Origin of the sequence: Saccharolobus shibatae B12 (assembly GCF_019175345.1) — an archaeon.
Classification (GTDB): Archaea; Thermoproteota; Thermoprotei_A; order Sulfolobales; family Sulfolobaceae; genus Saccharolobus; species Saccharolobus shibatae.
Window position 1 is genome coordinate 2,517,076 of sequence record NZ_CP077717.1, and the last position, 12,624, is coordinate 2,529,699.

The window sequence follows — 12,624 nt, forward strand, 5'->3', positions numbered from 1 at the left end:
TATATGCTTGTTCAGAAAATTAAAGGTTATCTTGATTCAATTAGTGACACGCTTCAAGAAAGATTTGAGAATAGAGAAAAAGTATTGCTGTTAGCTAGAGAATTAATAAGATATTGTGGCGAGACAATTTCACTATCTCATAAGGGTAAAAAGGAAGAGGCATTAAGAAAGTATCAAGTTGCAATCTCTAAGGCATCTGAAATTCAAAAGATTATAGATAACTTTCCTGAACTATTATATGGTGACGTAGGCACTGCATATCAAGAACTTGCTGAGGCCTCCATAGTGATCTCATTGTACTTTGATGTAGACTTGAAACTTTCTAAAGAACTTGGTATTCCAGACATATACTATATAAGTGGAATAGCAGATGCGATAGGTGAGATGAGAAGAAGAGTATTAGAATTGCTCAAGAAAAATGAAATAGGTGAAGCTGAAAAAACATATGAGATGATGGAAGAGTTATACGAATTACTATGGAGTTTCGAGTATCCTAAATCCCTAGTCCCTGGACTAAGACAAAAAATTGATGTTATAAGAAGACTATTAGAGGAGACTAATCACGATATTTTTCTCGCTAAACTCGGTAGGTTCTAATAATATGATCTACTAACTTTTCGGCAACGTTGATACCAGTTGCTAACATAAATCCTTTAAATTCTGGAACGTCATTTAGCTCGTTTATAACATATCCCTTCGATTTGTGCTCTAATATATCTATGGACACGAATTCACCTTTTACTAACTTTACGGACTTTACAGCCAATTCTCTTATCTTATCATCTAATTGAATAGGTGTAGGATTTCCTCCTAATGCAACATTCGCTCTCCACTCGTTAGGTGGAATATTTCTTGCATAGCATCCTAATAGCTCATCTCCTATTACTATACATCGTATATCTCTTTCTTTGTATTTGATATATTCTTGAATTATGTGTACTTTCAGCGCTGAATTGTTAAGCATTTCTCTATGCTCTATAATTGTTTTTCCTTCATAAACATCTCTTATTAAAGATACCATTCTCCCCCAACTTCCAATAGGTGGTTTATCTATTACTGGGAATCCCATCTGTTCATATGCTTTCATAGCTGCATCTGGAGACGCTGCTATAATTGAGTCCGGTATTGGAATCCCATTCCTAAATAGTTTGGAGTATGTTAGTATCTTATCTCCGCAAGTGGAAATAGCGTCAGTTGAATTTATTGTATGCACACCAGCGGCCTCTAGGATCGCAGATGAATAAAGAGCCCTATACATGCTCACTGGTCTGATTATTCCAACATCATACTTGCTAAGTGCTTTATTAAATGGAATAGGTTCTTGACCTACATTAATTACGTCATAGTCTATTTGCCTTTCATTTAATGCCTTTATTATTAACTTCTCCTCTTGTCTAATTATATCTACTACTAAGGCTACCTTCAATTATATTCCTCCTCCATACTCAGATATTTCAAAAAAGGTAAGTGAGTCATAATCCAGGAAAGCCTTACTTACCTCATAACCTAATCTACCGTTGAGAATTACCGGAATATTGTAATCAACGGCTGTCCTTCTAATGTTATAATCAAATTTCTTCAGATACCCATCTGTCACTACTATCTCTACCTTCTTAGCTCTTACTAGCTCTTCTGCCTTCGTTTTGTCTATTGTTTCAATGCCTCGTAATGGAAGCTCGGAGATGCTGTAGACTGTTAGTCCAAATTTGACTAAATTAACTGCAGTATCCTTTAAGTAATCTAAATTTTTATCACCGTAAACTAGTGCTATTCCGTTTTTATTTGGTATTCTATTGGGCATCGATGAAAGCCAACTCTTTAGTAATGCGTCATAAAATGTTACTCCGAATGATGCAGCTTCTCCAGTACTTTTCATCTCTGGCCCCAGAAATGGATAAGCCCCTCTTAATTGAGACCATGAAAATTGAGGACTCTTCACTGCCCAATACTTAGATGGAGGTTCATAATAGTCCTCAGAGAAATCTAACCCATTAAATATGGCTTTCATGGCTTCATTCATTAGATTAATACCTTTCGCTTTACTACTAAACGGCATTGATCTACTTGCTCTAAGGTTTAATTCAATTATATGTGGAGTATTATCCTTTACTACAAATTGTACGTTGAACGGTCCTTTTATATTCAGTTCTCTAGCTAGACTTAACACATTTTCCCTCATCTTATTTACACTATTTTCAGATAATTTTCTAAAAGGAATTGACATTGTTGCATCTCCACTGTGGACTCCAGCCTCCTCTACATGCTCTAATGTTATTCCTAATACCCTATTTCCATCAGAAACCCCATCAACTTCTGCCTCTATCGCGTTTTCAATGTACTTTGAGATCACTACTGGATATTTAGGAGAAATCTCAGTAGCTCTTCTTACATATTCGTAAAGCTCCTCTTCTGAGTAAGCTATTTTCATTGACGATCCGCTTAAAACGTAACTTGGTCTTACAAGAACTGGAAATCCTACTTCATTAAGAAACTTCTTGATTTCCTCTAATGAAGTCGCGGATATCCAATTAGGCTGTGATATACCCAACTTATCTAATAGTTTTGAGAACTTTTCCCTATTTTCTGCAATATCTACGCTACTACCCGATGTTCCTAATAACCTCACTCCATTTTCCTCTAACTCTTTAGCTATCGAATTGCCTATTTGTCCTCCAGAAAACGTTGCAACATACCTAAATTTCTCCTTCTTAATTAAATCCAATACTCTTTCCACGTTAATTTCATCAAAGTAAAGCTTTCTCGCAATATCCCAATCAGTTGAAACAGTTTCTGGATTATAGTTAAGTATCGCTACTTCGTCAAAGTACTTTGACGCTGCCTCCATTAGAGATACAACACTCCAATCGAACTCAACTGAAACTCCTATTCTAAAACCTCCTGCACCAACTATTAATAATTTATTTCCTTGTGAGAATTCTATATCGTCCTCAATACCATTATATGTTAAATACATGTAATTAGTAACTGAAGGCCATTCTCCAGCTAGTGTATCTATAAGTTTTACTACTGGTATTATGTTTGATTGGTCTCTAATTTTTCTAACATACTCAGTAGATTTATTTAACGCTTTAGATATCTGTTCATCACTAAATCCTAATTTCTTAGCTAGTTTTAATGTTTCCTCATCGATTTCTTTCGATATTTTAAGTGTTTCATAGAAATCCACTAATCCTTTGATCTTATTTAAAAAGAATTTACTAATTCCGGTAACCTCATATACTTCATCAATTGTTGCTCCCTCTTTGAAGGCTTTAGCAACGTATAGGAACCAGTATGGTCTTCTTTCTTTGAGATACTTTAATGCTTCCATTTTACTCATCTTAGCTTCATATATCTTTCCACCTACAACCCCTGGCTCTCCAATATCCAACATTCTTACAGCTTTCTGTAAACTTTCCTCAAAGGATCTTCCTATACTCATAACCTCCCCCACGCTCATCATCTCAGTTCCTAGCGATTGATCAACATTCTCAAACTTGCTTAAATCCCATCTGGGAATTTTAGTTACTATATAGTCTAAACTTGGCTCAAAACACGCACAAGTTCTTCCAGATACCTTATTTATAACGTCATGTAGTTCATATCCTAATGCTAGTTTAGCTGAAACGTATGCTAGCGGATAACCGGTAGCCTTACTAGCTAAAGCACTTGATCTGGACATTCTTGGATTAGTTTCTATAATATAGTATTCATAGCCTTTAGGGTTAAGCGCAAATTGTACATTGCACTCCCCGATTAGGTTAATGGACCTTGCAACTTCTATTGTGTAGGTTCTCATATTTTGATATTCAAGATTATCTAAAGTCTGACAAGGGGCAACTACTGTAGACTCGCCAGTGTGAACTCCCATCGGATCTAAATTTTCAATACACGCTATTACTGCGGAGTTTCCCTTCTTGTCTCTCATTACCTCGTATTCCAATTCTATCCAATGGTAAAGATATTTCTCAATTAGAACTTCTCCTATGTAACTTTGAGATAGCGCTCTCCTTATGTTTTTCTTCAGATCTTCTTCAGTCCATGCTACCATAGAACCTCTTCCACCTAAGTTGAAGCTTACTCTTACCATCACTGGATACCCTACGATTTTTGCGTTCTTTATTGCCTCTTCTTCACTTCTTGCGGATAAACTTGGAGGTACCGGTAAATTATTCTCTATCATCGTTTCTCTAAACTTTTCTCTACTTAGAGCTTTCTCTATTCCATCAATTTGCGTTCCCAATACCTTTACACTGTACTTCTGTAATACTCCTTTTTTATGCAAATCTACACCAACGTTCAATGCTGTCTGTCCTCCAAACCCTATCATTATACCATCTGGTCTCTCCTTCTCTATAACCTTCTCTACTGCCCACCAGACTACTGGTAACATGTATAACTTGTCAGCAAATTTCTTGCTAGTCTGTACTGTTGCCACGTTAGAATTTACTAATACGGTCTCTATACCTTCCTCCTTTAGTGCCTTTAACGCTTGACTTCCGCTATAATCGAATTCTGCGGCTTCAGCTATCTTAATAGGTCCAGATCCAACAACCAGTACCTTTTTTGGAGTCTCCTTCATTTCCCACTCACCATATTTTTAAATTTATCAAATATCCAAGTTGTATCCCAAGGACCCGGTCTAGCTTCAGGGTGAAATTGTGTAGTAATTATTGGTAATTTTTCATGGATTAAGCCTTCTATTGTATAATCGTCTGGATTATAGAACCAGATTCTAGTGTTAGGCGGAATATCGTCTTTAGATATTATACCGTACCCATGGTTGTGAGTGGATATATAACATTTATTGGAATTATTCTCAATTACTGGTTTATTTATTGCTCTATGTCCAAACTTCATTTTCTTAATCTTGCCTCCTAATGCTAGAGTTGCTATTTGATGTCCTAAACAAATACCTAAGATTGGAATCCTATACTCTACTAATTCAGAGAACGTTTTGATTTGATTTTCTAGTAAATTGGGATTACCAGGACCATTGCTAAATACAACTCCCTTAGGATTAAACTCAATTATCTTACTAGCATTAAAGTTACAAGGTACTCTAACAATTGAGAATCCTCTCTTGTACAACCCGTATAAGATTCCATGTTTTATTCCACAATCTACCACTACGATCATATCTCCAGTATTTGGATGAAAGATTGGCGACTTAGGTGATGTAAATTGTGTAAAATCTATTTCATCGTATCTTTTTTCTAGATATTTTCTAGGATCCTCTATTTCTAGACCAGAAGCTATAATTCCCATTGCTGTACCATAAGTTCTAATCTTTTTTACAAGCATTCTTGTGTCAACATCAAAAACTCCAGGTATGTTCTCTGATCTCAGCCACTCATCTAATGTCAAAGAAGAGTTCCACTTAATAGGATATGTGTGTTCAGCAACTATTAAGCCTTCAACTTGGATTCTTTCTGACTCGAAATTGGTTAGAATACCTTGCTCATATTTCTTTTCTGGCACACCATAGTTTCCAACTAATGGATGCGTAATAATTAATATTTGACCCTTATACGAAGGATCTGTTAAACTCTCCACGTATCCATTCATAGAAGTTGTAAATACCACTTCTCCTACCTTAATTCCTTTAGCCCCAAAACCATATCCTTCAATAAATGTTCCATCTTCTAGATATAGATAACCCTTTTCATTCCTCAATTCCATTTTCGATCACCTGTAATTCTCCAACCTTCGAAATAATTTTTAATTTATATGCCTCAATTTCTTTTTCATCTTCTTCCAATTTGGTTTCTCTACTTTTTATCAAATTAGTTATTAAATCAAAATTAGGAGATCCGATTACTGCCTTCATATTAATAGAATCCTCTATTTTTAAAGTTGACTTATAAGAACCCTCCCTAACTTTTTTAGCTATCTCAAAGTAGGCCGATCTATAAGGTACTTTCTTATTTATGGAAAGTAGTTCTGCGTCATCAGTAGCTAAGCTAGATTCGTCAATGTTTACTTTATTTACTTGTATTTGGCTAAAGAGTGACCCTAAAACCCTAATTGAAGAAATTGTATAATTTACTGCAATCCAATAATATTTGTTCATTTCTTGTAAATCAAGGTTATAGCCGGTAGGTAAACCCTTGTAAATAGAAAGTAAACTAGTTAATATGCCAATAGACTCTGCTGCTTTTGCTCGCAGTATCTCCATTGTGACTGGATTTCTTTTTTGTGGCATTAAACTGCTCGTACTAACATGAGAGTCTGGCAATTTAACTAATTTATTTGATGAAAAGAAAATTAAGTCCTCAGCTATTCTGCTTAATACTACCATCAAAACAGTTAGTTCTGAGATTGTAGTAATAATATCTGCTCTCGATGACGTAGCGGACAATGTATTATATACTATATCATCAAATCCTAATAGTTCTGCTTCTTTTTCTCTATCAATCTTAACGTTTGTCCCCACTATTGCCCCAGAGCCTAATGGCGATTTATTAACTAGTTTTAACGTGGAAAATATTATTTCCCATCTTGAAGCTAACTCCTCCTCGATATAGGTTAAATAGTGAGCGAAGGTTGTAGGTTGCGCTAATTGCAAATGTGTATATGAGGGAAATATTGTTGTAATGTGCTCTCTCGCTTTATCTAATAATGTTTTCCTTAGGCTATTAATCTCAGTTAGAAGTTCTATTAACTTATTTCTTAGTTTCAGTCTTAAAGCTGTAGCAACGTGATCATTTCTACTTCTACCTAATCCGATCCATCCAGCCTCTTCTCCTACATTCTTTAACAAGAAATCCTCTAACGCTTCATGGACGTCCTCATATCCTTGGCTAATTTCTTTAAACTCGTTTAATGCAGCAAGCATCTTTTTAGCGGCTTCCTTCTTTATATACCCACTCAAATAAAGGCTTATTACATGTGCCTTCATAGTCAATTTTACTTCTTCTATGATCTCTTTGTCACTATCTATGGATGAGGTATAGTTAACTACTTCATCTTTTTCGGATCCCCATTTTCTATATAGCATCACAGTCCCCTTACTCTTCTCGCTATTAGTGAGTGCATTCCCCAAATCTCTATAAATCCCCTAGCCATTTCGTCGCTTGGATACCATCCTTTATTATAACTAGCAAGTTTTTCAGAATATGGAGAGTAATCCGATTTTCTACCTAATATCCTGAACGAACCATTATTGACTTCTACTCTGACTTCTCCAGCAACCCATTTATTCATTTCGTCAGCAATTTTATGTAATGTCTCCCTAAGTGGTTCAAACCATAAACCTTGATATACTAAATCAGACCATAACTGATCTACGTATTTTTTGAATCTTAATTCCGTAGGAGTATAAATGGTTTTTTCTAAATCAATATGCGAGTAAATTAGACCTAGAGCCGCAGGTACCTCATATACCTCTCTAGACTTAAATCCAACAACCCTATTTTCTATATGCTCCACTCTGCCGAATCCATGGTTACCAAATTTTAAGTTTAGTAAACCTACTAACTTATGTAATTCCATTTGTTCCCCATCTACGGCTATTGGAACGCCATTACTAAATTCTATAGAGATTATTTCCTTATTGTTAGCGATCTGTTTAGTCCATTCAAAGGCATCTTCGGGGACCTCAACAGAAGGATCGGAGATTATATCTCCTTCTATACTTCTTCCCCAAAGATTCTCATCTATACTGTATTTGCTGCTTTCAACCTTGATAGGTATACCTTTCTCTTTGGCATACTTTATCTCATCTTCTCTAGTCATACTCCATATTCTAGCTGGTGCTATTATCTTAACGTCCGGGTATAATGCCTTGACTGTAAGGTCAAATCTTACTTGATCGTTTCCTTTGGATGTAGAACCATGAGCTACTGCATCGACTTTCTCCTTTTTTGCCACTTCAACTACTTTTTCTGCTATTAATGGTCTTGCTAATGCTGTGGACAATGGATATACTCCCTCATATAATCCGTTTAATTTTATCGCATATGATATGTAATTGTTGGCGAATTCCTTAACGGCGTCTATTGTGTAGTGCTTTGAGGCACCGGCTATGTATGCTCTCTCTTCTATCTTCTTGAAATCATCTTTTTGGCCAACATCTACAGTAACTGTTATAACTTCGGCCTTAAAGGTTTCCTTTAGCCATCTAATCGATACTGTGGTATCAAGTCCACCAGAGTATGCAAGGACTATTTTCATTTCACAAAAAGGGTAAAGAAGTAGCTTAAAAACAATTGATATCATGAAAATAAGGGATTCTTGATGGATAGTATGTTAAAGGTTTCCTTTAGCTCTTACTCTTCATATAGAATTCAATTGCTTGCTTTATGAACTCAGTTCTACTATTTAGGCCAAGTTTTCTAGTATATATATCAACATCTCTCAGTACATCTTCCTTTAGTCTTACACTTACTACTTTTCGCATATATAATAGAATGCTGTCAGTTTTTAAAAACCTAAGTGGTGACTCTCAATAGGAAACAGTTAAAAAGAAGTTGAATATTACGTAAAAAATCATTAACTTGCAGAAGTAAATATTACGGCTTTATTTTGTTGCATGTCTTTCTTTATTTTCTCTAATTTTTGCATCATAATATTAATATTTTCATTGAGAATCTCTTTATGGTACTTCCTAATATGCTCTTCACTATCTTCTTTAGCCACAATAATATTACATAATGAGCACTCGTATGATCCGTCGTTCTCCTTTTTGACTATTGGTGTAATTCCCTCTGAAATGGCTTTAAGTATTGGCACGAGTTTCTTAGCTTTTCCTTCACTTCCACTCTTCTCAATAATTCTTTGGGCATAGCCGCGGAGTTGATGTTTTGAAATATTATATTTATAGGCTACTGTAGCTGGTCCTTCTCCCTTAACTAAGTATTCTTCCAATGCTTCTAATAGATAGTCGCTTCCACCTAGTATCTTTAAAGCTACGTAATTTACTAAAGACTTTATATCAGTTTGTTTCATATAGAGGTCACTGGAACCCTCTATATTCTTTAGAGTTTAAAAGGTATACACATAATTCTATACTCTGAGAATCTCGTTCTTATAAGTCTTTATAGTGATCCCATTTCCATTATATACTCTGCCAAGTTCATATACAGTTCCATATCCTTCTAGTTTTGTTTTTACTTCTTTCATTAGTTCTTCTGAAACAAATAAGACAATACCTATGCCCATATTGAAAACTTTATACATTTCCTCATGAGGCACTCCAGCTTTTTCGATAATTTTAAAAATCTCTGGGGGTTCTGGCATATTTAAGACAATCTTATAACTAGTAAGCCTTTTAAGCTTAGTAAATGCACCGCCAGTTATATGTGCTGCTCCCTTTATCATATTCATAACTTCCAAAACTTGTTTGACATAAATTCTAGTTGGTTTTAATAATTCACTTTTATACTCATCAAGTGAAATCTTACCTTCTTCTATTAATTTCCTAACTAAGGAGTACCCATTAGAATGTATGCCATTGCTCTCTAATCCCAATATGTAGTCTCCAGGATTTATGTCAACTCCTGTTTTTAGATTATCTACAACTCCTATCGCAGTACAAGAAAGATCAAATCCTCTAATCACATCTGGCATAATAGCGGTCTCTCCCCCAATAACTTCCACATCAGCGTCTTTGGCACCTTGAACAATACCATTAATAATCTCATTTATCACATTATCCATAGGCTTTTCTAAGGCAATATAATCTACTAAGGCAACTGGCTTTGCTCCAACGCATATGAGGTCATTAACATTCATAGCTACGCAGTCTATTCCTACAGGTTTTATTATTCCAGTTTGTAAGGCTAGTGAAGTCTTTGTTCCTACACCATCAGTATGCATTGCTATGTTAAGATTACCTATCTTAATTACTCCAGAATAATGCCCCGCTCCTACAATAGTATTTTTATAAGTAGACGAGATTATTTGAGAAATTGCATTATGATAATTACGTAATCTTTCCAAATCAACTCCTGCTTTCTTATATTCTTCACTCACCACAACCCACCATTGGGAGACCAATCTGCAGAAACTCCAAGAATTCCTCTTTTTTCTCTATTTTTATAAGAATATCTTATAATTTCAGCCTTCTCGATCTGATATTCAACTGTCCTTCCAATGTCAGTTCTATATATTAATTTAGTATCGCTGTTAACGTATTGAATACACTTATCCAAATTCTCAGAAGCTTCTCTGAAATCTCCTATTGCAACTATTTCTAAAGCTCTGGAGCCTTTGGTTATAAGCTGCATTCCCTCTAACGCCACAGATCCAAAAAATACCATACATCCATGCTCTTTCATCTTATCTAAATCCAAAACAATCTTACGTCCAGATGCCATTTGTTTCGAGATAGGATATCCTAAAGTAGCAATAGCTTTTACTATAGAAGGTTGGTCATTTAATTTTATACGAGCTTTACTCAAATGTCCAGTAGCAGTAAACTCAATTATTTCTCCAAAATCAGACTCTATTCTTGGAATTATGGCTGAAGCCTCTGGATCACCAAGTCTTGAGTAATATTCAATTACCGTAGGCCCCCAAAGTTCAGTTAACATCATTTGCCCTGCTATGACTCCTACGTAATTCTCTCCAGTCTCTTTATATATTGCATCTATAGTCCTTTTAACTATGTCATAAGTTGTTTGGTACTCCTCGCTATTGATAAATGGGAGTAATTCAGTAGGTCCAGAAATTGACCCCATCCCTCCAGTCTCAGGACCTATCCCATCCTGATATGCGTTCTTATAATCTTGAGCCAAAGGTAGAGGAATAGTTGTTTTTCCGTCAGTTAAAACATGAAGTGTGTATTCTGGCCCGTCAACTTTCTCCTCTATAATGATTCTCGGCTCACCTTCCTTGTTGTATAGACTCCCTATATCGTTTACGCTTTTTGTCAGTGCCTCTCTTTTATCTTGTGTTAAGTAAGCCTCTAAGTCAGCTATTACCTTAACACCTTTTCCTCCAGCTTGGCCAGCGGGTTTAACTGCAACAGAACCTCCATATTCTAATATGAACTTTGCGGCGTGTTCTATTGTATAAAATACCTTATACCTTAACCTTCCTGGAATAGAATACTTCCACATTAACTCTCTTGCCCATGCTTTGGATTCCTCTATCCTAGCGCACTTTTTATTAGCTCCAAATACTGGTATTCCCTCTTGTCTAAAAACGTCTGCAATTCCACGGAATAATGGGTCCTCTGGCCCAACTACTCCAAAATCTGGGTTTACTTTCTTAATCACTTCCTTAACAATTTCTGGTGAGTTTATGTTACCTATAAAATACTCTCCACCAGTGGTTTTCACTACTGAATTAATTCCGGGATTAATGTATGTTGACAGTGCGTAAACCTTATAGCCTTTAGTGGATTTTTCTAGTGAATGAGCTAGGACGTTTTCTCTTGCACCATCCCCAACTAGTAATACTTTCATTTTTCTCACCATGGGTATTTTTTAGTCATACACCCTAAGCAGAGGTTCCTATGTCCGATAACTCTGAATAGACCTTCTAAACTCAACCAATGTATAGAATCTGCACCTAAAACTCTAGCTATTTTTTCATCATCGAGATTAGCTGAGATTAATTCCTTTTCCTCAGGAACCTCAACTCCATATGGACATTGCGAGATTAATTTAGGACTTCCTATTAGTACATGGAGTTCCTTTGCACCCAGTTTTCTCAAGTTAAATATGGTATTTTTAAGTGTAGTTCCTGTAACCATTGAATCATCTATAAGAATTATTCTCTTTCCTTTTACCGCACTTTTTATTGGATTTAGTTTAAGTTGAACCCCAACCACCTTTAGGAAAGCATCAGATGATAACATTGTCCTTATTGGGCTTCCAGTTCTAGTAAAACCCAAGTCTAGTGGTATGTTTAATTTCCTAGAGTAACCTATTGCGAAAGGTAATGCGGTCTCTGGAACTCCTATAACTGAGTCAGCCTTTATTGGGTATTCTAAAGCTAACTCTTCCCCTATTTTCACTCTTAAGTCATAGATATCTTTTTCGTTGACCATACTGTCTATTCTCGCTTGGTATACGTACTCTATAGTACAATATGATTTTCTAGGCATCCTTATTTGTTTTGATTCAATATGGTATTTGTCAACAATTACCAACTCTCCCGGATTAATTTCCCTTTTGAACTCAGCTCCTATTACAAGCATTGATGTTGGCTCAGAGGAAATAACCGCCAAATCAAATCCAAATCCACCTATGCTAAGTGGCTTAAGTCCTAATTCATCTCTATAGGCTATTAACTGGCCTTCTTTACTTATCGCTATGAACGAGATTGGTTTTTTAATCTCATCTATTATCTTTTCCGGCTCCTTTATGACTTGGTTAAGAATATTTGTATCATCTATTATCCCATCAACGACTATGGCGCCATTATCTACTGTCATGGGATAGCTATTTCTGATTCCAGCATAACCTATTCCAGCCCATCCGTTTAGGTCTTTAATTTCAAGATCCTCAGGTGCTACGTTCTCTAATTTAGTAAATATATTTCTCTGCTTGTTTAATATTGCTATTCCACTTCTAGAGTATCCTCTGTGTTGTAAGCCTATTAGGCCATAATATAAAAACCTAGATACGTTCCATACATCATCGAATGCCAATATACCTAGTATTCCAGCCATTA

General features: G+C 35.7%; 11 protein-coding genes. 1 reads left to right on the forward strand and 10 read right to left on the reverse strand.

What is annotated here, in order from left to right; all coding sequences use genetic code 11:
- Nucleotides 1-3 precede the first annotated feature (3 nt).
- On the forward strand, nucleotides 4-597 hold the full coding sequence (locus J5U23_RS13350; RefSeq protein WP_218266403.1) for a translin family protein: 594 nt from the start codon (nucleotides 4-6) through the stop codon (nucleotides 595-597).
- On the opposite strand, the gene lysX is transcribed toward J5U23_RS13350, so the two are convergent.
- The 10 genes from lysX to J5U23_RS13400 all read right to left on the reverse strand — a co-directional run bounded on the left by lysX (nucleotide 578) and on the right by J5U23_RS13400 (nucleotide 12,622).
- The gene (gene lysX, locus J5U23_RS13355) at nucleotides 578-1,426 is read right to left on the reverse strand and encodes a lysine biosynthesis protein LysX (protein WP_012713782.1); all 849 of its coding nucleotides are present in this window, start codon (nucleotides 1,424-1,426) and stop codon (nucleotides 578-580) included. The two genes, J5U23_RS13350 and lysX, sit on opposite strands and share 20 nt — an antisense overlap.
- On the reverse strand, nucleotides 1,427-4,582 hold the full coding sequence (gene carB / locus J5U23_RS13360; protein WP_218258628.1) for a carbamoyl-phosphate synthase (glutamine-hydrolyzing) large subunit: 3,156 nt from the start codon (nucleotides 4,580-4,582) through the stop codon (nucleotides 1,427-1,429).
- Nucleotides 4,579-5,682 (reverse strand): glutamine-hydrolyzing carbamoyl-phosphate synthase small subunit, encoded by a 1,104-nt coding sequence (gene carA / locus J5U23_RS13365; RefSeq protein ID WP_218258629.1) that lies wholly within the window; start codon nucleotides 5,680-5,682, stop codon nucleotides 4,579-4,581. The genes carB and carA overlap by 4 nt, the downstream gene beginning before the upstream one ends.
- Nucleotides 5,666-7,000: an argininosuccinate lyase gene (argH, locus tag J5U23_RS13370; protein ID WP_218258630.1), complete on the reverse strand. Its 1,335-nt coding sequence runs from the start codon at nucleotides 6,998-7,000 to the stop codon at nucleotides 5,666-5,668. Before argH ends, carA begins: the two co-directional genes overlap by 17 nt.
- Nucleotides 7,000-8,175 carry an argininosuccinate synthase gene (locus J5U23_RS13375; protein WP_218258631.1) on the reverse strand — a complete coding sequence of 392 codons (1,176 nt, stop codon included), beginning with the start codon at nucleotides 8,173-8,175 and terminating at the stop codon, nucleotides 7,000-7,002. Before J5U23_RS13375 ends, argH begins: the two co-directional genes overlap by 1 nt.
- 88 nt (nucleotides 8,176-8,263) lie before the next feature.
- A complete protein-coding gene (locus tag J5U23_RS13380) occupies nucleotides 8,264-8,401 on the reverse strand; it encodes a ribbon-helix-helix protein, CopG family (RefSeq protein ID WP_218258632.1) in 138 nt (45 codons plus the stop codon).
- A 92-nt stretch (nucleotides 8,402-8,493) separates the two neighbouring features.
- Entirely contained in the window at nucleotides 8,494-8,949 is a 456-nt protein-coding gene (locus J5U23_RS13385) for a hypothetical protein (protein WP_218258633.1), read from the reverse strand.
- A 57-nt stretch (nucleotides 8,950-9,006) separates the two neighbouring features.
- Nucleotides 9,007-9,978 carry a phosphoribosylformylglycinamidine cyclo-ligase gene (purM, locus tag J5U23_RS13390; RefSeq protein WP_218267553.1) on the reverse strand — a complete coding sequence of 324 codons (972 nt, stop codon included), beginning with the start codon at nucleotides 9,976-9,978 and terminating at the stop codon, nucleotides 9,007-9,009.
- The gene (gene purD, locus J5U23_RS13395) at nucleotides 9,972-11,411 is read right to left on the reverse strand and encodes a phosphoribosylamine--glycine ligase (protein ID WP_218266404.1); all 1,440 of its coding nucleotides are present in this window, start codon (nucleotides 11,409-11,411) and stop codon (nucleotides 9,972-9,974) included. Before purD ends, purM begins: the two co-directional genes overlap by 7 nt.
- 5 nt (nucleotides 11,412-11,416) lie before the next feature.
- Nucleotides 11,417-12,622 (reverse strand): amidophosphoribosyltransferase, encoded by a 1,206-nt coding sequence (locus tag J5U23_RS13400; RefSeq protein WP_218266405.1) that lies wholly within the window; start codon nucleotides 12,620-12,622, stop codon nucleotides 11,417-11,419.
- Nucleotides 12,623-12,624: the final 2 nt, after the last annotated feature.